The organism is Chryseobacterium sp. CFS15 (assembly GCF_031118795.1).
Classification (GTDB): domain Bacteria; phylum Bacteroidota; class Bacteroidia; order Flavobacteriales; family Weeksellaceae; genus Chryseobacterium; species Chryseobacterium indoltheticum.
Window position 1 is genome coordinate 67,441 of record NZ_JAVHYL010000006.1, and the last position, 21,265, is coordinate 88,705.

At 34.2% G+C, this 21,265-nt stretch carries 20 protein-coding genes; 9 read left to right on the forward strand and 11 right to left on the reverse strand.

Annotation, left to right across the window (positions count from 1 at the left end):
- The first annotated feature begins 123 nt into the window (after positions 1 to 123).
- The 4 genes from OH814_RS11235 to OH814_RS11250 all read left to right on the forward strand — a co-directional run bounded on the left by OH814_RS11235 (position 124) and on the right by OH814_RS11250 (position 6,322).
- The gene (locus tag OH814_RS11235) at positions 124 to 2,595 is read left to right on the forward strand and encodes a TonB-dependent receptor domain-containing protein (RefSeq protein ID WP_308828212.1); all 2,472 of its coding nucleotides are present in this window, start codon (positions 124 to 126) and stop codon (positions 2,593 to 2,595) included.
- Positions 2,596 to 2,618: 23 nt separating this feature from the next.
- The gene (locus OH814_RS11240; protein WP_308828213.1) at positions 2,619 to 3,833 is read left to right on the forward strand and encodes a hypothetical protein; all 1,215 of its coding nucleotides are present in this window, start codon (positions 2,619 to 2,621) and stop codon (positions 3,831 to 3,833) included.
- Positions 3,834 to 3,942: 109 nt separating this feature from the next.
- Positions 3,943 to 4,941 (forward strand): hypothetical protein, encoded by a 999-nt coding sequence (locus OH814_RS11245; protein ID WP_279194824.1) that lies wholly within the window; start codon positions 3,943 to 3,945, stop codon positions 4,939 to 4,941.
- Positions 4,942 to 5,161: 220 nt separating this feature from the next.
- Entirely contained in the window at positions 5,162 to 6,322 is a 1,161-nt protein-coding gene (locus tag OH814_RS11250; protein WP_308828214.1) for a hypothetical protein, read from the forward strand.
- 206 nt (positions 6,323 to 6,528) lie between these two features.
- On the opposite strand, the gene OH814_RS11255 is transcribed toward OH814_RS11250, so the two are convergent.
- The 6 genes from OH814_RS11255 to OH814_RS11280 all read right to left on the reverse strand — a co-directional run bounded on the left by OH814_RS11255 (position 6,529) and on the right by OH814_RS11280 (position 11,554).
- Positions 6,529 to 7,422: a helix-turn-helix domain-containing protein gene (locus tag OH814_RS11255; protein ID WP_308828215.1), complete on the reverse strand. Its 894-nt coding sequence runs from the start codon at positions 7,420 to 7,422 to the stop codon at positions 6,529 to 6,531.
- Between the two features lie 290 nt (positions 7,423 to 7,712).
- Positions 7,713 to 8,378, reverse strand: a complete 666-nt coding sequence (locus tag OH814_RS11260; protein ID WP_308828216.1) for an ankyrin repeat domain-containing protein — start codon at positions 8,376 to 8,378, stop codon at positions 7,713 to 7,715.
- Positions 8,379 to 8,396: 18 nt separating this feature from the next.
- Complete coding sequence (locus tag OH814_RS11265) at positions 8,397 to 9,728, reverse strand: amidohydrolase (protein ID WP_308828217.1); 1,332 nt, start codon at positions 9,726 to 9,728, stop codon at positions 8,397 to 8,399.
- Positions 9,729 to 10,007: 279 nt separating this feature from the next.
- Complete coding sequence (locus OH814_RS11270) at positions 10,008 to 10,337, reverse strand: hypothetical protein (protein WP_374990568.1); 330 nt, start codon at positions 10,335 to 10,337, stop codon at positions 10,008 to 10,010.
- Positions 10,338 to 10,490: 153 nt separating this feature from the next.
- Positions 10,491 to 11,303, reverse strand: a complete 813-nt coding sequence (locus tag OH814_RS11275; RefSeq protein ID WP_308828218.1) for a GLPGLI family protein — start codon at positions 11,301 to 11,303, stop codon at positions 10,491 to 10,493.
- Positions 11,304 to 11,362: 59 nt separating this feature from the next.
- The gene (locus OH814_RS11280; RefSeq protein WP_308828219.1) at positions 11,363 to 11,554 is read right to left on the reverse strand and encodes a hypothetical protein; all 192 of its coding nucleotides are present in this window, start codon (positions 11,552 to 11,554) and stop codon (positions 11,363 to 11,365) included.
- Between the two features lie 230 nt (positions 11,555 to 11,784).
- Here OH814_RS11280 and OH814_RS11285 point away from each other — a divergent pair, with 230 nt between their 5' ends.
- The gene (locus tag OH814_RS11285; RefSeq protein ID WP_308828220.1) at positions 11,785 to 12,144 is read left to right on the forward strand and encodes a helix-turn-helix transcriptional regulator; all 360 of its coding nucleotides are present in this window, start codon (positions 11,785 to 11,787) and stop codon (positions 12,142 to 12,144) included.
- Positions 12,145 to 12,437: 293 nt separating this feature from the next.
- Positions 12,438 to 13,172: a DUF6261 family protein gene (locus OH814_RS11290; protein WP_308828221.1), complete on the forward strand. Its 735-nt coding sequence runs from the start codon at positions 12,438 to 12,440 to the stop codon at positions 13,170 to 13,172.
- 63 nt (positions 13,173 to 13,235) lie between these two features.
- On the opposite strand, the gene hemL is transcribed toward OH814_RS11290, so the two are convergent.
- The 4 genes from hemL to OH814_RS11310 all read right to left on the reverse strand — a co-directional run bounded on the left by hemL (position 13,236) and on the right by OH814_RS11310 (position 17,147).
- The gene (gene hemL / locus OH814_RS11295; RefSeq protein ID WP_308828222.1) at positions 13,236 to 14,519 is read right to left on the reverse strand and encodes a glutamate-1-semialdehyde 2,1-aminomutase; all 1,284 of its coding nucleotides are present in this window, start codon (positions 14,517 to 14,519) and stop codon (positions 13,236 to 13,238) included.
- A 94-nt stretch (positions 14,520 to 14,613) separates the two neighbouring features.
- Positions 14,614 to 15,672, reverse strand: a complete 1,059-nt coding sequence (locus tag OH814_RS11300) for a glycoside hydrolase family 73 protein (RefSeq protein ID WP_123885899.1) — start codon at positions 15,670 to 15,672, stop codon at positions 14,614 to 14,616.
- Positions 15,673 to 15,749: 77 nt separating this feature from the next.
- Positions 15,750 to 16,658, reverse strand: a complete 909-nt coding sequence (locus tag OH814_RS11305; RefSeq protein ID WP_308828223.1) for a pyridoxal-phosphate dependent enzyme — start codon at positions 16,656 to 16,658, stop codon at positions 15,750 to 15,752.
- Between the two features lie 159 nt (positions 16,659 to 16,817).
- Positions 16,818 to 17,147, reverse strand: coding sequence for a hypothetical protein (locus OH814_RS11310; RefSeq protein WP_308828224.1), 330 nt, complete (start codon positions 17,145 to 17,147; stop codon positions 16,818 to 16,820).
- Between the two features lie 31 nt (positions 17,148 to 17,178).
- Here OH814_RS11310 and OH814_RS11315 point away from each other — a divergent pair, with 31 nt between their 5' ends.
- The 3 genes from OH814_RS11315 to OH814_RS11325 all read left to right on the forward strand — a co-directional run bounded on the left by OH814_RS11315 (position 17,179) and on the right by OH814_RS11325 (position 19,878).
- The gene (locus OH814_RS11315) at positions 17,179 to 17,361 is read left to right on the forward strand and encodes a DUF5522 domain-containing protein (protein ID WP_047480711.1); all 183 of its coding nucleotides are present in this window, start codon (positions 17,179 to 17,181) and stop codon (positions 17,359 to 17,361) included.
- Position 17,362: 1 nt separating this feature from the next.
- Positions 17,363 to 17,890, forward strand: a complete 528-nt coding sequence (locus OH814_RS11320) for a DUF4136 domain-containing protein (protein WP_123885901.1) — start codon at positions 17,363 to 17,365, stop codon at positions 17,888 to 17,890.
- Between the two features lie 194 nt (positions 17,891 to 18,084).
- Positions 18,085 to 19,878 carry an endonuclease gene (locus OH814_RS11325; RefSeq protein ID WP_308828225.1) on the forward strand — a complete coding sequence of 598 codons (1,794 nt, stop codon included), beginning with the start codon at positions 18,085 to 18,087 and terminating at the stop codon, positions 19,876 to 19,878.
- Positions 19,879 to 20,209: 331 nt separating this feature from the next.
- Here the strand turns inward: OH814_RS11325 and OH814_RS11330 are convergent, their stop codons facing one another.
- Positions 20,210 to 21,166 (reverse strand): hypothetical protein, encoded by a 957-nt coding sequence (locus tag OH814_RS11330; RefSeq protein WP_308828226.1) that lies wholly within the window; start codon positions 21,164 to 21,166, stop codon positions 20,210 to 20,212.
- Between the last annotated feature and the right edge of the window lie 99 nt (positions 21,167 to 21,265).

The following is a 21,265-nucleotide window of genomic DNA, read 5'->3' on the forward strand; positions in this document are numbered from 1 at the left end:
CACATAAAGTTAACAATAATATCCTTTTCGTAATGTTTAGTTAAGAAAAAATTAAATTTCGCTAAACCATTTACCCCATTAAACTTTTCTTCCTTTGCACCGAAAGTAATTAGTAAAAAAGAAATGAATTTTAGAAAACTGAGTATCGCTGCATTATTCCTTACTACATCAGGGACTTTAATGTACGCTCAAGAAAAAAATGACACCGTAAAGAACGAAAAGAAGATTGAGGGTGTTATTATCAAAGGATCTACAAAAAAAGGAACTGAAGCTAACTTGATTAACATGCAGAAAAAATCTGTAGAGGTTATTGAACGAGTAGGTTCTGTACAGTTAGCCAAACAAGGTGTAAGTGATGCTGCAACTGCGGTAACTAAAGCAAGTGGAACACAAAAACAAGAGGGAAGCGGACAAATTTTCGTAAGAGGTTTGGGTGATCGATACAATAGTACGACCCTAAACGGCCTTACAATTCCATCTGATGATCCTGAATTTAAAAATATTGATTTGGAGATCTTTAAGACTTCAATGATTGAATACATATCACTAGACAAAGTTTATAATCCGAAATTTTCTGGTGACTTTGGAGGTGCTAATATTAATATTGTATCTAAAGAACACAGCGGAAAACCTTATTTTAAAATTGGTTTGGGAAGTAGTGTTAATTTTCAAACGTATAGAAAAAAAGATTTTAAACTTCAGGATGGCGGGCCTGGTTTTTTTGGATTTAAAGAAACAACTTTTATAAAAGGTAATCCTTATCAATCTTATCCGTTCACAACCAAATGGAATTTTAAAAATGCTCAAAATCCGTTCAATACAGATATAAATATTGAAGGGGGCGCAACCTTTGGAAAACTTTCTTTATTCGCTTACGCAGGGTTTGACAACAGTTATGAATACAGCGAGGGACAAGAAGGTTTCTTTTTTGCGAGCGGAAATGCAAATTCAAATTTCACCAACGTACAACGTTCTGTATATAAAACAAATACAACAGGTTTAATTAATCTAGCGTATAAATTAAACAGTAACAATAAGATTAATTTCACTTCAAATTATATCCATTCATCTTCTCAGTCAGCTAAAACATACAAAGGATATTCTTATGATGTCGACAGAAATGTAATCATCAACAGAGGAGATAATAAGATTACCGACACTTGGGTAAATCAATTATTTGGAAATCATAAAATAGGATCAACTTGGGTAGCAGACTGGGCTGTAGGTTACAATATGCTAAACAGCAAGAGACCAGATCGTCTTCAAAATACAATTGATGCAGAAAACTTCAACTTACTTGCAGGAAGTGCAATCAATAACCACAGATATTTTGATGAACTTACAGACAACACTGTTTTAGGTCACTTAAATGTTTCTAAAAGTTTTGAAAATTTCAAAATTACCGCAGGCTACGATGGATCTTATAAAGACAGAAAGTTCGATAATACTACGATTGGTATGGGCTTTAGCTTTATCAATCCTGTAGATCCTAATAATATTGATGCTTTCATCAATGCTGGAAACAACAGCTTATTTACTTATCAGACTTTTATGGCAGGAGATATATTTAAGCCATTTTATTATGGTATTAAGCAAAACCTTCAGTCTGGACACGCAAATGTAGATATTACTTTGTCTGATAAATTCATTGTGCAAGTTGGTGGTCGTTACGATTTCATCGATATGCAGACTAAATGGACAGAACCTTTAACTGGTGGAATTGAGAAAAGAAAAAATAAAACTTACAACAAATTCTTACCTGCACTAAATGCCAAGTACAGCATTAATGACAAACAGAATTTAAGATTATCATTCTCTAAAACATATACTCTGCCACAAGCAAAAGAGATTATTCCAATTGCTTACTATGATATTACAACGAATGTTTATGGTAACGAATACCTTAATCCATCAGACAACTATAATTTTGATTTAAAATGGGAAATATTCCCTAAATCAGGAGAAGTTATTTCAGTTGCAGCTTTTGGTAAATATATTCAAAATGCTATCGCCAGAACAACCTACTCTACTTCAGCACCAAATGATATGACCTACTTTAATATTTCAAATTGGGGATATATTTTAGGTGCAGAATTAGAATTTAGAAAAGATATTTATTCTTGGAATAATTCAAAACTCTATACTTTCCTGAACGGAACTGTAATGCATTCTGAGCAAGAATTGAAAACTCCAGAACAATTAGCTAAAGAAAACGGCGGTAAAACTGCAGAATTTAGCGGACAAACAAAAGATGATATTCAGGGGGTTGCAGATTTTATTGCTAATGCAAACTTAGGATACAACTACAAATGGAGCAACGCAAACAGTTTAGATTTTGTAGTTTCTTATTCTCACGTAGGTAAAAACGTTTATGCTATCGGAACCAACAAGGCAGGAAATTTCTATGAGCAAGGAAGAGATATTCTTGATCTTAATTTAAACTTTACTTTAGACAAAATAGGTATCGGAATCTCTGCTAAAAATTTATTAAATCCTAATTACAAAATACAACAGGAAAACGGCGCAGGAATTTTTACTCACCAGAATTACACGAGAGGTCGTGAAGCCGGAATCAGTTTATCTTATAAATTTTAAAATATAAATCTAAAAAAATAGTTATGAAAAAAACAATTTTGAGAGCAGCTCTATGCTTTTCATTGGTAGCCGCAGTTTCTGCAACTGCAGTATCTTGTAGTTCTGATGATGAAACAACAGAAAATGTATCATCAATTGATCCAGCAAACTTTAAAGGTAGAATTGCATCAGGAACTACTGTAAGCTTAGATGCAACTAAAGTTTACAACCTTACAGGAACTCTTTCAGTAGAAAGCGGAGCAACTTTAATCATTCCCGCTGGAACAAGAATCGTTGCTTCTGAAGGAGCAACTTACCTAATTGTTGAAAGAGGTGGTAAATTGATTGCAAATGGTACAGCAACTAATCCGATTGTATTTGAAGGATCTACCCACAAACAAGGACATTGGGGAGGTGTTGTAGTGCTGGGTAATGCTCCGTCAAATAGAAGTTCTTTGGGTACTTCAACATCAGAATTAGGAGATCTTGTTTATGGTGGTACCAATAAAGCCGATAATTCAGGAATTCTAAAATATATTGTTATTAAAGACAGTGGTTATAAATATAATCCTGCAAAAGAGTTCAACGGTCTTTCTCTATTTGGAGTAGGAAGCGGAACTGTAGTATCTTACATCTATGTAGCAGATGGTGCAGACGACGGTATCGAATTTTTCGGTGGAAACGTGAATGCTGATCACATCGTTGTATTAGGTGTTGGAGATGACAGTATCGACTGGACAGAAGGTTGGCAAGGAACTGCAGAATATATCTATGCTTCAAGAAAAAAACAATATCAAACTGCTGCTGAACCAGGAAACAGAGGTGTAGAAGCTGATACTCAAGATACTGACGAAAATACAGTTTTCGGAAACGGAGTCTCAAACCCAACGATCAATAACGCAACTTTCATCGGTAACAGCGCAGGTTCTGAGTCTCAAGGAATGAAAATAAGAGCTGGATCTAATGGTAAATTCGATAACATCGTTATTGCTAATTTCTCTACAGGTTTAGATTTCGAAACGCCTAGAACTTACAACTGGTTCACAAGTGCTTCTTATATTAAAAACGTAAGATTTGTAGGTGTTACAACTCCTTGGAAATCTAAAGCAGTAGCTCCAGCAACTACAGGTCCTAATTTGTCGAGTGTATTTACTACAAGCACTACAGCAACTGGAGCTGGAAACGTTACAGCTTTGCCAGACTGGGCAAAAGGTTGGACTGGTTTGACTTCATTTGACACTACAGATGCAATGAATTAATCATTCAAGTAATTAGTTTCTTCATATAAATCAAAGCCATCGACCAACAATGAATAGTCGGTGGCTTAATTTCTATCACACAATCACAATATCTTACAAATAATTAACTATGAAAAAAATTTTAATACTACTGTTTTTAACAGCCTTCATTTCACACTTTACTTCACAAATTGTAGCTAGTGATTTAAAAGTAATTCTTGATAAGCCTAATAGTAAAGTTAGATATAACTTCCTGTTTTCAGGTACATATTACAGAGTAGAAACAACATTATATAAAAACTCAATTTCACCATCAAACAGAATTGCTTACGGAATTCAAGAAGATGAATCAGAATATGCTGATATTGTATATCCCCCTGGATATGTTTATAACGATTTTATGACACAAACTAACGATTGGGCGTATCAACCAGCTACACAATATATTCTAACAATTAATGCATATGAAAAATCGGGTGGCCCCGTTGCTAATATTTATACTAAGACATTAACATATGTTCCCCCAATCGAAACTCCAAACTTAACAGTAACATCTGTTCAAGTATATAGTAGTTTAAGTGGAGTTAAAATCTTTGATTCTAATACAAGTAGCAACGGAGGACCTCAACTGCAAAAAAATGCTAGTTATCAATTTAAAGTTACAGTAACAAAAACAGGTAATGCTGCTGTAAATAATTTGAGATTTGATTTATGTCAATTTAATATACTACAAGGAGATTATCCTACTGTCCCTCCTAAAGCCATAAAAACTCAATATATAAATTTTACACAAGCTCAAAATAGTGCGCTAGTTACAACTGAAACAACTATAGCAGATTTTGGCTCAAATAGTTTTATGGGAATAGCTTTTCATTTAGATAAAGACAATACAATCGCCGAAACCAATGAAAATGATAATATAAAATTATTAGGAGCAGGTTATCATGGTAAAATGGCAAATATCGGAGATAACATTGAAGTTAGCGTTTATGACATAAACGGTAATTTGCTTAAAACATTAAAAACCACTTCAGACGATACAGATTTTATGAATGTTAAGTCTCAGTTAGGTTCAGGTAAATATATCTTAAGATCTAATGAGAAATCACGTCAGGTTTTAATAAAATAAACTTTTTTTCTACATATTAAATGGAAAACCACGCCCGGAATTTATTTTCCGGGCGTGGTTATTTTTTTTAATATTAACTTTTATTCATTTTAAATATTTAATACTAAAATTAAATCATCAATATTCTGTTGGGAAACCAAGCAAAAAAAATGGTAATTTGGTCTTCTCATTTCAAAATAGATTGATAAAAATCTCATTGAAGAAAAGTAACCTGAGAATTATGAAGAAAAATCATTTAAAATTAATCATTGCAGCTTTTATTATCGGCTCATCATTGATCATTCATTCGTGCGGTAAAGAGGAAGATATAACTTCTGAAATTGCAGTGGTCGGAATCGCTCAGGATCCCAATAATTTTAAAGGTGATGTTACCAGCGGGCAAGTTGTAACACTTGATCCTATGAAGTTTTATAAACTCAATGGTATTGTTACCGTAAAAAATGGTGGAACTCTCGTCATTCCTGCCGGAACAAGAATTATAGCTACAGCAGGAGCTTCCTCTTACGTTCTTGTAGAACAGGGTGGAAAAATCTTCGCCAACGGTACAGCGGGTTCACCAGTTTTATTTACATCAGAGACAACCGTTGCCGGAAATTGGGGCGGAATAGTCATTTGTGGTAAAGCTCCGATTAATACAGGAAATACAGGATCATCAGAAATAGGAAATTTAACTTACGGAGGAACTGAAACTACAGATAATTCAGGATCATTGAATTATATAAGAATTGAATATGCTGGTGCCGAATTTGCTGGTAAAAAATTCAATGGTCTTTCGCTGTTCGGAATTGGTAACGAGACCCGAGTAGAAAGCATAGCACTTTTAAATAATGCAGATGACGGTATTGAAATTTATGGCGGAACGGTAAATGTTTTAAACATTGTTTCAATCGGAAATACCAATCACGCATTCAGTTATAAAGACGGGTGGGTCGGAACAGCAACAAATATTTATACCAAAAGAAAAGCAGATGGCACTGGAAACACAGGCATTACAGGGATTAATAATGCAGGAAATGACAACGCCTCACCAAGATCAAACCCGACCATTAAAAACGTTACTTTCATTGGTGGAACTTCAGGTGAATCGAACGGAATAAAACTAAAACAGGGAACTTTCGCAACATTAGATAATGTCGTAGTTTCCGATTGGTCAACAGGAATTAATATTGAAAGCGATTCTACAGTGGCTCGTTTTAACGGTAAAAAAAGAATAACCAATGTTTTGTTTAAAGATACAACAACAGAAGTTTCTTTAAAATCTTCTTTAGGTGCAACAGTTCCTATTGTAGACACCACTTACACTAAAAAACCTGATGCAACCGGAGCCGGAAATGGTATTTTAACGCCAGCCTGGGCAGTTGGATGGTCCGGATTACAATAATGAAATTCAAAATCAATATTAAAATTCCTTGGAAATATTTTCTGAGGAATTTTGTTTAAACAATTAACTTATATCATTTCCATTTAGAATTTTCCTTTATACCAATTTGTCTCACAATCTGGGCAGCTCCGGAGGAGCAATACCTTTGTAGCATAATGGTAGGAACCACAATTAGAACTCCGTAGGAGTTCAACCTTTTCCAATAATCATTCTTTGAATTGAGAAGGTGTCATTCCTGTTTGTGACTTAAAAAATTTTGAAAAACTTGCCTGATCATAAAATCCCAAGTCAAAAACAATGTCTTTCACCGATTTTTTTGAAACTTTCAAAAGACGCTTCGCTTCAAGTAAAATTCTATCCTGAATAAGAGATGAAGCTGAAGAATTAATACTTTTTTTACAGATGATATTTAAATAATTGGGCGAAATATTAAGTTTTTCAGCATAAAAAGAAACTGAACGTTGTTCTTTAAAATGCTCATCAATAAGATTTAAAAATTTCGAAAAAACAGGATTTGAATGGTATTGTTCATCATTTTTAAAAATAAATTCAACCGCTTCACTGATGAGTAATCCAATCATTTCGCTACGTTTCTGAATCATTTCCCAAAAGATATTCTCATCATTCAAAAGTTTTTTAATAGTCTTAAATTCATAAACCAGAAAGTCAAAACTCATATCTGAAAGATCTATGACAGGATGATTCTGATAAAATAATTGTGAAAATCTCAAAGCCGGAATTAAACTTTCAAACCAATCTCTGCTGATCATTAATTGATATCCTACCGTTCCTGCTTCAATATCCCATTGATGCACCTGATCGGGAAAAACCAGATGAATCTGGTAATCTTTCACTTCATAATCTATAAAATCGATGGTATGATTTCCTTTTGCTTTTTCAAAAATATTAATGATAAAAAAATCATGTTTGTGCGGATGATCGATAGAACGTTCTCCGTAAAGCTCATTAAATAAGAGAGGTGTTTCCAAAGAATGATCATCCTTGAAATCCTGAATACCCAAAACCGGAAAATAATCTGAACGACGGCTCATTCCGAATGATTTTTGCTTAAAATTAGTGAAATTTATGCAGTCAATCATTTTCATGAATTTATATAAAAACTGACTTAGTACATGAGAAAAAATATTTTACCGCAAAAGATTCAAAAGAAATGATAGAAGAATAGAAATTCAAAAGCTTACAAAATGTAAAAAACTTAATTAACACTCGTTTTGCAAACTTTTGAATAACTTAAGCATAGTAAAATCTTTTGATTCTTTTGCGGTTAAAAAAACCTCAAATACTAAGAAAAACTGATTGAAAAAAAGTAATATCAATCATGTAAAATTTAAAATAATAAAGCTTCAAGCGTCTCTAAGTTTGGGCAGTTTTAAGATTCTAAAATTTTTACAATCTCTTTATAACCTAAAGATTTTGCGTGCTCCAAAGCCTTAACTCCGTCGTTATCGGGAATATCTTTTGCCTTTTTATCTTTAAGGATCTGAACAATTTGCTGATATTTTAGACTTCCGTCACCCAAAATCACTGCTTCCATCAAGGCAGTCCATCCCAATCTGTTTACATGATTGATCGGAAAACCTTCCGTATTTGCCAAAACTTTTACAGTTTCTACATGACCTCTTTCGCAGGCAGGAATTAAAGCCGTTCCGTTGTATCTGTTGAAAACGTCAAAACGAGCTCCGTTTTCCAGAAATAATTTCACCAATTCGGTCTGTCCGTTTGCACCTGCAAACAAAAACGGACTATCTAATTGTTGATCCTGCAGATTAACATCCGCTTTATATTCGACAAGGATTTTTGCAATTTTTATCTTTTTTCCTACCGCTGCAAGAAGCAGCAAAGACCTTCCTCTCGAATCTTTCGTATTCACATCGGCTCCGTTTTCCAAAGCCGTTCGTAAACCTTCTGCATTATTGTTCTTTACAAGCTCAATCACATTTTCACCATTAATCATAATTTCTTTTACAGGTTGAGAGAAGCTTTTTTCGCAAGCATTTATACTGTTAAAACACAACAGAAAAAACAAAACTTTCATTGCCTGATTTTTATTTAATTAAAATACCACGTTCCCTCTATAAATAAGAGATTCTACGTTTGAAATTCTTGATACCGCTTCTGCAGAACAACTTGCATTCAGCAAAACAAAATCGGCATCATCACCTGTTTTCGGCCATTGCTGAACGCCTTTATCATCCAAAGGAGTTAGATTTGCCGTTGCTAATTTTAAACTTCTTGAAAGCAAAAATTCAGTCGACTGACCGTAAAGCTGAGCATAAAGATTGGCTTTCTCCAAAACACTTCCGGTTCCGTACGTATTCCAATGATCGATAATACTGTCATTTCCGGTATAAACGGTTACATTATGTTTTTGTAAAGTCGGAAGCGGCATAATCAAATTTCCGATAGGAATCGTTGAAACAATTCCCACTTGAGCATTGCCTAATTTTTCGGCAATCTCTTCCTGTTTTATTTTATCTAATTTACCTAAAATAAAACAATGACTAAAAAAAGTTTTTCCTTTTAGAGAAGGATTTTCATTCACTTTATCGATAAGGTATTCAACCGTTTTCAAACCCGACTCTCCGGTTTCATGAAGATGAATGTCAATTCCTTTTTGATGATCTAAAGCAAGTTGTAACGTAAAATCAATTGTCTTTTCAATCGCTCCGTCAATCGTATAAGGATCTACTCCACCGATGAAATCGATATTCATCTGAGCCGCTTCTTTCAAATAAGGAACAGAATTTTTGTAAAAAACTCCGTGCTGAGGAAACGCAACAATTTCAGCCCCAAAGCTTTTCTTTTTATTATCTAAAGCTTTCTGTAGGTTTTTCAAAGAATCGAGCTTGGAAGTAGGCTCAATATTCACATGACTTCTTGCAAAAGCAGTTCCTTTGGACTGAATCAACTCAATCATTTTTTCTGCTTTGTAGGTAGAATTTTTCAGAATTTCCGGCATGATTTGTTCTTCCAAAGCAATCATTCCTTTTACTCCGCCTTTTCTTTTTCTTACAGCCTGCCATTTGTCGCCATAAAAAGTTTTATCAAGGTGAATATGCATATCTTTAAAAGCCGGAAGCATCAACAACCCTTTTGCATCCACTGCTTTTGCTTTTGGATTATTTGGAGCTATTTTTGTTATTTTCCCATTTTCTGTTTCCACTAAAAACAAATCTGTCTTTGTTGAAACCACTTCGCCTTCTTCATATTCAAAACCGGTTTCAAGGCGGACATTTTTAAGAATTAATTTACCATTTACTCCTAAAACTTTATCTTCAGAAAGCGTATTTGCACTCATCACTGTAGGCGTTAACGTAATTCCAGCCATTGCTAAAGCAGAGCTTTTCAAAAAATCTTTTCGCGAAATATTATTAGACCTTTCCATATTCAATTTCTATGATACAAAATTAGTAAGAACTAAGGTCTTAGAATTGTATCATTTATCACATTGCTTGTATGATTTTCTTTTGCTTTGAAGCAAAAGAAACAAAAGTTCAAGACGCAGAAACTTCCGCTAAAAATTAAAAATGAATTCTATAAGGATATTTGAACACCACCGTTTTGGACGCTGCGGATGTTGAATTATAAACTACCTTTTCATCAATGCTGGTAAATTTAGCATTTCAGTTTATAAGCAAAACCTCCAATTGGAGATTTTTTTAATTTATTTAAGTTCTTTAGCAATCATTATTTTCTCATTGATTATATTATCCCATAATGCATAATCGGAAACTGTAAAATAATCATTAGAGGAAATCTTTGGCTTCAGTTTAAAGTAGAAATCATAAGAACCACCTACAATTCCTTTATCAGGAATATATAAGAATCTGTCTATACCACGATGTTCATTATACCCATCTATGACCCACCACCCATCAAATGTCCAAAACTGATAAGCTTTGTTCTTTTTAATAAAAAACTCCTTTGACAAATAATTTCTAAAACTGTAAGAATTATCTAATCTCCTAAAATAATTACCCGTTCTTACATCCATGTCAAATAATTATTCAACAGCCTTAATTATTTTGATCAATTTTAACAAGTTCGTAAAAACTGACCGGATGGGCAGTTGGATGGTCCGGATTGTAAATTTTTTAATTTTTTTTTACACGAATCCATTAGAAGTTTTTCCTGGAGAATATAGATTTTATTTAAGCCAATCAATTTCAATAATATTATTGTCTTTCGCTATTCTTTTAAGAGCTGCTTTTTCATATTCTTTAAAAATTTCTTCGCCTCTAACAAATTTACCATTCGAATATGTTTGATCAGGAAACAGCCCCACTGAATCAGCCATAGGATTTTTTCTGTAGTTTTTATAGGCTTTTACAAACTGGGGATAGGTAATGTTTACTTTTTGATAGTTTCCCAATTCAGGATATTTAAAATTTGCTGTAGAATTTTTCACTCCTTTAATCTCAAAAATATGACTTTTTGTGGTATCTTCTATTTTTAAAATTAATCCTGGTAAGCCAAAAAATTTATACGGTCCGTCATGTATCTGAATATCTTTTGAAAACCAAGCCACCCAATTTCTACCTCCAAATTCAACTGTCGCTTTTTGCACTTCGTACCCTAATATATGGTCAGTCTCCGGAGATAAATGCCATTTTAAATCAACATTCTGTTTTACAAAATATTTTGTATTGGAAAGAATTGTAATATATTCAACAGTTTTTGAGTTTTGAGATTTATTGATCCTTTCACTAATCATTTCCTTATCGGGAGGCATTGAAAAAACACCCTTTTTAGAGTCTGCAAGCAAAGTCGAATCTGACTGATAATTATCAAGATTGTAAAACTCAGATTGATTTTCATGTATGTTTAAAACCATTATCTGTTTTTCAATTTGATTAGTATTAGAATCCGGAATAAATTTGTATTCGTAGACAAAAAGTTTATTTTGTCCAAACAAAACATCTGAAAATAAAATTAATAGAAACAATGCAATATTTTTCATTATTTATTTGATATTTAGTATAAATATATAAAATAACCCGATTTACTCGGGTTACTCTTTTATGCTCCACCGGTGCATTTTTTTAGCTCATTGCTTCCACAGCTTCCATAGCCTGCACATGTACTACATTTACCAGCTGAATTACAGCACATCCAAAGGTTGTCTCCTCCATCGTCGACCGTTTCAAGATATGGATTTCCACCAAAAACATTTTTTAAATTTGATCTTGTAAGCTTTTTTAAATTTTTCATCTTAAATTATTTTTAGAATTAATATTATATTTGCCATACGAACCCTGACATGGGTCTGCTGATCAGCTCATATTTATAATTTTGTACTGCGCACATACTAAAAATAAATACTTGTTTCTCAAAACTATAAAATAAACTGTAGAAAAGACAGGAAATTATTTGCGATTTTTTGGCGATTTTTAAGCAAAATTTGCGCAAAATTTGCATATATTTGTTCAAAGCACTAAAAGATGATACAGGAAAGACTCAAAACACTAAGAAAACAAAAAGGGATGTCACAGGAAAAAATGGCCAAAATATTATCTACAGATACTTCCAATTATTCCAGAAAAGAACGTGGAGAAACAAGGATACACGATGAGGAGTGGCAAAAGATTGCAGATGCTTTAGAGGTTCCTGTAGAAGATATTAAAGAAGAAAAATTTTCAGGAATCGTTCACAATGACAATTCTACTTTTAATGATCATTCAGGCAATTACTATAATCAATATTTTAATACTCCAGATTCCATTGTAGAAAATCTTCAGGACTATATTATCCTGCTGAAAAAAGAAATAGAATCTCTAAAACAAGAGCTTAAAAACAAGTAGAGACAAAGCTTATTTAAGGTTTGAGCCGTCGGAGCTCCCGACAGTCTCCCCGAGTTTTGGTTGGTCTCGTCGGAACTTCCGACAGCAAGACACCGTTTTGGCTGGCTCCGTCGGAACTTCCGAAACCTAAACCCCATATTAGTTTGCCCCGTCGGGAATCCCGACACCATGAAACCGTTTTGGTTTGACCCGTCGGAACTTCCAACGCCCTATATAAAAAAGAATGCTTCGGCTTCGCTCAGCACAACACTGAGCCCAAATACCGAAGATCATTAATAACACAAATACACACAATGATTAAAAATTTAATTTCACTGGATGCAAGTAAGCTGCATCACGCAGAATTCGGGCAGCTTATCGTTCGTTTTTCTGAAGACTTTTCCAAGACTTCTTTAGATACCGGTACCGATGCAGATTTCAAAAGAATGTACGAGGCACTGCAGGCAAAGATTCCCGATTACAACAGCGCCCTTGATCAGATACGTGCCAGCGAAGAATCTCAAAAAATCGCAAAAGCAGACCATGTACGAGATGCCGATGTACAGGCACTGAAAGACTCTGTGAGACCCTACAGGAATTCTAGAACCCAGGCCGAGAAAGATGCATACACCGCAATAAAAATACTACTGGATCAATACAAAGGCGTAGAAGACACATCCTATGAAGAGGAAACCAACAAGCTGAATTCTCTCGTGTCTAGACTGCAGTCTTCCGAATACAGCTCTCATGTGACTATGCTCGGCATCATAAAATTCATCAATGAACTGGCAGCTTCCAATATTGCTTTCAATGATCTGTTTGCTCACCGATCTTTTCAGTCTTCCCAAAAGCAGACGTATGACGTAAAGGCTTTAAGGAAAGATCTCAACAATGATTACAGGCAGTTGGTAAATTACATCACCATCCTCGCCGACGTAAAAACCGATGCTTTCTACAAAGATGTTTTAGCTGTCATCAATAATGGAAGAAGCTACTACGCCAACGTAATGCTCGCCAGACGAAACAGCAGGAAAGATGACGACAAATAGAAAACCATAAAAAAAGAGGCTGCCAAATTTTGACAGCCTCTTTATATTTTATAATTGCTAGCTTTAAGAATACTGAAATTTTCTTACCGCTTCCAAAGTCATATCGATTTCTTTGTCTTTGATTGCATCACTGATGAAATAGGTTTCGTAACCACTTGGCGGAAGATAAATTCCGTTGGTCAAAAGCTGATGAAAGAAATTATTGAATAACGAATGGTTTGCATTCTGCGCCTCATCAAAATTGGAAACTGCATTGATGTGGAAGAAAACCGACATCATCGAACCCTTTCTGTTGATTCTGTGTTCGATTCCTTTTTCGTTTAAAATCTTTCCGATTTCAAAGTCTAAAGTTTCTGTTGTTTTAGCTAATCTGTTGAAAAATTCAGGATCGTTTTTAATGATTTGCAAAGTTTTCAAACCCGCTCTCATTGCCAAAGGATTTCCGCTCAAAGTTCCGGCTTGATAAACGCCGCCTTTTGGAGCGAGATGATCCATAATTTCGTTGCGTCCGGCAAAAGCACCCACCGGAAGTCCGCCTCCGATTACTTTACCGTAAGTTACCAGATCGGCTTTCACATTATACAATTCCTGTGCTCCACCAAAAGCCAGTCTGAAACCTGTCATTACCTCATCAAAAATCAACAAAGCACCGTTTTCGTCACAGATTTTTCTTAATTTTTGCAAGAAATCATTTTCAGGAAGTACACAACCCATGTTTCCGGCAACCGGCTCGATAATTACCGCTGCAATTTCACCCTGATTATGTCTGAATAAATCTTCAACCTGCTCAAAATCATTATATCTTGCCAACAAAGTATCTTTTGCCGTACCAGCCGTTACGCCCGGAGAATTTGGGTTACCAAAAGTCGCAGCACCACTTCCCGCCTTAATCAAAAACGAATCTGAATGACCGTGATAACAGCCTTCAAATTTTATAAATTTATCTCTTCCTGTAAAGCCTCTCGCCAGTCTGATTGCACTCATACAAGCTTCTGTTCCTGAAGAAACCATTCTGATCTGGTCGATGTTCGGAACATTTTCGGTGATGAATTTTGCAATTTCAGTTTCCAATTCAGTTGGTGCACCAAAAGAGAAACCTTTTTCTGCCTGAATTTTTAATTCTTCTAAAACTTCAGGATGCGTGTGCCCTAAAATTGCAGGTCCCCAAGAATTAATGTAGTCTACATACGTGTTATCATCAGCATCTGTAAGATAAGCACCTTTCGCAGATTTCATAAAAACGGGAACTCCGCCAACTGATTTAAACGCACGCACCGGAGAATTCACACCTCCCGGAATATATTTGTAAGCTTCATCAAATAAAGCTGAACTTCTTTGGTATTTCATTATTAATTAGTTGATAGTTGATAGTAATTAGTTGATAGCGATTATTGTCTGTATTTAAAACTAACAACTTTCAACTAAAAACCAACAACCAAAATTAGTTTCTAGGTTTTTTGTCGATCAGATAAATTAATTGTCCAGCGGATGGCTTTTGACCTTCATCCATTCTGTTTTTTGAGTATAATTTATTGAGTTTGATGCCAAATTTCTGTGCGATATCATACATATCTTCACCATATTCGGCTTTGTAGGTTGCAGTATTTCCATCAGAATTTTTAGATTCGAGGAAGACAACTTCATTTTTTGCCAGTGCAGTTCCTTGCAGCTCGTTCCATTTGATCAGTTTGCTTTCGCTGATCTTAAATTTCTTAGCAATATACTGTACATCGGTATCTTCGGGAATCACAATATATTTCAAGCCTCCATTCGGATGACTTTTTATTAAAATAGAATTAAGAATTTCTGCTTTAGTTTTAATTCTCTCCACTCTTTGCTGTTGTTGCGCATAAGAGGTCGCCTTGTAAGGAACTTTTACAGTGACAGGTGTCGTTGTTTTTTTAGTAGCTTTTGCAGGTTCCATTCTTGCCATGAAAGCACGGTCGTCTTTCAGATCTGGATATTTTTTCAGAATCGCGTATAAAACTTCTTTAGAATCTACCTCATCAAATTCATACAATTTATATTTTTCAATCTTTCCGATAAGAATTGATGCATAACGAGGATTGGTAGCGTAACCCGCTTTTTTTAAACCATGCGCCCAAGCTCTGTAATCTTTCATATCGAGATCAAAAAGTTTGGTGTAATATTTTCTTGTTGCCAAAAATATAGAGTGGTCTTCGTAAGATTGTTTAGGATCGTCATACACACGGAAACACTCATTCGGAGCATCATCGGTGTGCTTCATTGTCTTTCCGGTCCAGTCTTCTTTACATTTTATACCGAAATGATTTTTTCCTTCCTGTGCCAAACGGCTTTGTCCACCACCGGTTTCTAAAAGCCCTTGCGCAAGAGTAATTGAAGCCGGAATCTTATACTTTTCCATTTCTTCCACTGCATATTGAGCAAATTTCTGGATGTACTGATCTTCTGTAGCCCAGGTCTGAGCTGAGAATTTTGATAAAACTAAAAGGCTAATTAGTAAGAAAAGTCTTTTCATGTTTCTTGATTTTTTAAAGCCTGACAAGTAATTTACTTGTACTTTAATATTCGCATGATTACCTCATGCTTTCAGCTTTATATTATTAAATTTCTATTTTGTTTTTCTAAAAGCAAATTGGCTCCTTCTATTCCCTGCAAACCTCCGGTATGAAAACACAGGATTTTGCTCTCTTCCGGAAAATAATCAGCATCAATCATTTCAAACAATTTCAGCATCATCTTTCCTGTATAAACCGGTTCTAAAGGAATTTGAAACTTTACTTTAAAATCATTGATAAAACGAACATTTTCATCATTTATTTTACCATAACCGCCAAAAGCAGCATCGGTTAGATGAAAATTTCTTTTTGAGGTTAACTCCAAAATTTTGTTTTCTAAAGAAGAATCTTCAACTACTTTAAGACCTATAACCTTTTGATTATCTTCACAAAACTCTGAAATCCCCGCCAAAGTACCTCCAGTTCCAACTGCGGTGCAAAGATAATCAAAATCTTTTGTATCGTTATTGAGCATCATTTTTACGCCCTGAACAGCATTTTTATTGGTTCCTCCTTCGGGAATTATTAATGCTTCAGGAAATTCATGCAACAGAAACTCAGTTAGTTTTTCTTTATGTCGGTATTCTTCACGGGTCACAAATTTTAAATTCATTCCGTTTCTTTTTGCTAAAACTAAGGTCGGATTATCACGCCATTTTTGTTCTAATTCTTCACCTCTTATAATGCCTAAAGTTTTAATTCCGGAAAGTTTTCCTGTGGCAGAAACTGCAGAAATATGGTTTGAGTAGGCTCCGCCAAACGTTATAATTAAAGGATTTTCCGGTAGAGTTTCCAAATAATTATTGATATTGTAAAAAAGTTTCCAGTATTTATTCCCTGAAATCTGTGGATGAATGAGATCTTCTCTCTTGATGAAAAGCTTTACTTTTTTATGAATTGTAATTTCCTGAATGGGAATCGTTTCTGTCGGAAGTTGTAATAGCATTTGTTCTAAATGATACTTGTTTTAACAAAATTAGTTTTTTTATTTGAGCTACTTTGGATAACATGGATTTCCTACGAATATTTTTTTAACCACCCCGTCAAAAATTCTTTGAATTTTCGCCACCCCTCCAAAGGAGGGGAATTTTGGAGCGCTAATCTTTTAATTAAAATATTTTCTGAATGCCCAAAATTTTCTTTTTTTTAAATAATTTAAATCATGCTCCATGGCGTAAGCTTCTCTTTCAAATGAAATGGCATGATATGCTAATTGTGCATTTTTGAGTCTGAAAAAGTGATAATAATATTCGGCTATATATAAGATGTAAAAGAAAATTACCAACAGCTCTAATTGCTGTCTGATATGTATTTTTTCATGATTAATCAAGACCCTATTCTTCTTATCTTCAGGATTTTTGATGAAAATAAAAGGATAGAGCGTAATGCCGTTTATTTTTGTATTTTTGAGGAGCTTTTGGCACACAATTATCATGATAACAAATATAAAAGTTTTGATTTAACTTATGGCTCTTTTTGAAATCAAAGAAGGTGAAGACTTTTACTATAACGAGCAAGGTTACAAAGTTTTTACCGAAAAATTTCATCTTAAACGTGGACATTGTTGCAAAAGTGGTTGCAGACACTGCCCGTACGGATATGATAAAAAGACTGACACATTTATAAAAACCAATAAAAAAAATAAATAAAATGAAGAAATATATTTTTATTTTGCTTGCGGCAAGTTTAGGTTTGTCGTCTTGCAGCCCATTCAAAGTACGCTCAGATTATGCTCAAACTGCTAATTTTACGTCTTATAAAACATACAAAATCAGAATCGACGATTTGAAACTGAATGACATCGATAAAGACAGAGTTTTAAACGAATTGTCTAAACAATTGCAGACAAAAGGTCTTCAGCCGGGAGAAAGTCCTGATTTGATTGTAAACGTAAAAGCTAACCACAAAAAAATTACCGATATCAATACCACGAATCCTTACGGAATGTGGGGCTGGGGCGGAGGTTTCGGTTGGGGAATCGGGATGAACAGAACCTGGACCAGCAATTATAACGAAGGTGCTATCATTGTAGATCTGGTAGATGCTCAAACTCAAAAATTGGTATGGCAAGGAATCGGTAGCGGAATCGCTGTAGACAGACCAAAAGCAAAACAAAAACAAATCCCTCAGATTGTAGCTGAAATTATGGCTAACTATCCTCCGGGAATGAAGAAATAAAATTTTAATTTTAAATTATATTAAAAGTCAACACAAAATTGTGTTGACTTTTTTGTGTTCGTTATTTTCGGGAATCAATACTCCATTTTACAAAAAATTAATCTGTTCCGGAAAAAATAATTGTTTTTAAATTTAATAATAGTGTAATTTTACTTTCACCAAATTATTTCAATCTTACCAACAATAATATTATTATGAAAAAACTACTTTTATGTGTAGTATTCTCCCAGCTTGCCTATGCACAAGCTCCGGCAGGATATTACAATGCAGCGAACGGATTGTCTGGAGCTTCTTTAAAAACAGCTTTAAGCACCATTATTACCAACGGTCATCAAGACAAAGGATACAGCGGGCTTTGGACGGCTTATAAAACCACCGACATTGATAAAAATTATGAAAATGACGGTTCTATTCTTGATATTTATTCAGAAAGACCGAGCTCTGTCGACCCTTACAAGTTTACTCCAGGAAATAATCAGTGCGGTACCTATTCTACTGAAGGAAATTGCTATAATCGTGAACACATTGTTCCACAAAGTCTGTTTAATGAAGCTTCACCAATGAAAAATGATGTTCATTTCATCAGAGCTACAGATGGAAAAGTAAATGGTATGCGTTCTAATTATCCTTTCGGAAAAGTGGGAAGCGCAAGTTTTACTTCTCAAAACGGTTCAAAATTGGGAAGCTCTTCATCTGCAGGATTTTCCGGGACTGTCTTTGAACCCATTGATGAGTTTAAAGGTGATGTAGCGAGAATGGTTTTTTATTTTGTGACAAGATACCAAAGCAAATTATCAACATTCTCTACCGGAAATATGATTGGCAGTTCTGCTTTTCCGGGACTGCAAACGTGGGAACTGAATGTACTTCTAGCCTGGCATAATCAGGATCCGGTTTCGCAAGCAGAAATCAACAGAAACAATGCATCGTATACTTTTCAGGGGAACAGAAATCCATTTATCGACAATCCCGCTTATGTAAACCAAATTTGGGGAGGGCAAACTCCAACAACCGATACTCAAGCTCCGTCAACAGTTACTAATTTAACTGTTTCAGGAAAAACATCCAACACCGTTTCTCTTACATGGAATGCAGCAACAGATAATGTAGCCGTAACTTCTTACGATGTATATATGAATGGAAGCTTAAAAACCAATGTTTCTTCAACTTCTACAACAGTTACAGGACTAAATCCTTCTACAAGCTACAGTTTTTACATTAAAGCTAAAGATGCTGCAGGAAACTCTTCAGCCAACAGCACTGCAGTTTCAGCAACGACGAACGCAGGAACTACCAATCCGAATCCGACAGGTTGTGTAAATGAAACTTTTGAGACAATTCCAACAGCCAGTTCGTCATCATATTCAACAAAAACATGGACGAGTAACGGAATTACATGGACGGCAACAGATTCAAGAAGTGATCAAACCATTTCCAACAAAGCAATTACTATAAGAAACGGATATTTGAAATCGAGCAGCTCTGCAAACGGAATAGGATCTTTGACGGTTACAACCCAACTTAAATTCAGTGGAAGTAATGGAAATTTTACGGTTCAGGTAAATGGTGTAAATGTAGGAACAGTTCCTTACAGCACAACGGTAACTACGACGACAATTAACAATATCAACGTTTCAGGAAATGTTGTGGTGACTTTAGTGAATAATTCTACAAGCAACAGAGTGGCGATTGATAGCCTGAGCTGGACTTGCAATAATTCTGCCTCAAGACAAAGCCAAACGATAAATACTATTGCCGAGCCAAAAGAGTTACAGATTTATCCAAATCCTATTACGAATCAGGAAATTTTTGTGAAAGGAGATACGCAAAATATTAAAAAAGCGGAAATATATAATCTACAAGGGAAAGTAATGCAAACTATTAACAATCCTTTCAAAAATGGAAAGTCAATTAAAATTAAAAGCCTTTTGCAGGGTGTTTACATTTTAAAGCTTGATGAATCTAGTCTGAAATTTATGATTAAGTAAGTTTTAGAAAATATAAAAAGAGGCTGTTTCAATTTTGAAGCAGTCTCTTTTTATATATATATCGCGGGTTTTTAGATGATAATTGAAAGTAAATTGGTTTGCCACGAATGCACGAATTTTATGAAAATATTTAAAAATTAAAGCTTTTTCGGATAAAATACAAACAAATACAACAATTTAAAAATCAATTAATTACAACAAAACCTACATAAATTTAACGCAAATGGAAACAAAGAATTTTAAATATTGACTGATTTTAAGTTAAACAACGGCGTAAACTTAACAAAGAAATACAATGAGAAATTACGGGAAATTTAAAAAACTGTTTAATTTATATATTTTCAATTGAAAATTCAGTGGAATAGGAAACTGAAAATTCTTTATAAGAATATACTGCATTCAAAGATTCAATCATTCCATTGTCTTTAAAAACCGTTACATTTCCTGTGAAATCATCTTGGTTTTCTTCTTTACTTTTTAAGGTTTGATGTAATAAAATTTCTTCTTTGCTATCCGTCAATTTTGCAGTCTGCTGAACGTTTAATAAGGTTTTATCTAAATACATTTCAAAAAAAGACTTTCCGTTTTCAAAAGGATTTCGGAAAGATGAAAAGTAGTTTTTCAAAAACCAATCTTCTTTTATTTTCTGATCAAAAACATCAGGATTTAAGACAACGTATTCAAATTCTTCAAGATATATTTTAGCATATTTATCGGGGAAAAAATCTAATAATTTAGCCTTAATCTGATTAAAATTTTTTAAGACTTCCCTTGTAATTCCGGTGCGTAAAATCTGTCCTTTAGGATTCACAAAAACTTCGATTGGATATAAAGACTTCATACTTTCAATCGCCAAGCTTTCCATTTTTGTATTATTCTGATTTGAAAACTGATCTTTGGTAAAATGAAAAAGATGATCATCAAACTCGTTTTTTATCCATTGTAGTGATGCGATATACGAAAAACGGTTTTCAACGGTTTTACCTTCAGCATTAGATGATTCTTTAATTTTAATCTTAAATTTTTCATCAAAACCAATCGGATCAAACGCAATTTTCGGGTTTAATTCCTGACTTTTAAAAGGAGCATCATTTTTATCATTATATACTTTGATTTTCGCAAAATCGGGTAACAATAGTTTTTTTCCGGGAACCAAATGATCGACAATCCTGTCTTCTTTCAGACAATGTTGATTGTGAAATTCTTTGAGATAAACGGGATTTTCAAGCCTTATTTTTTCAGCAATATTTTCGAGTGTATCTCCGGGAAGTATAAAATGGATCATCATATTTTTATAAATGCCTTTATGATATTGTGTTTATGAAAAGAGATCATTAATTTACTAATTATTTTTAAAACTAAGTTTGATTATTTAGCTTTTTTGTGA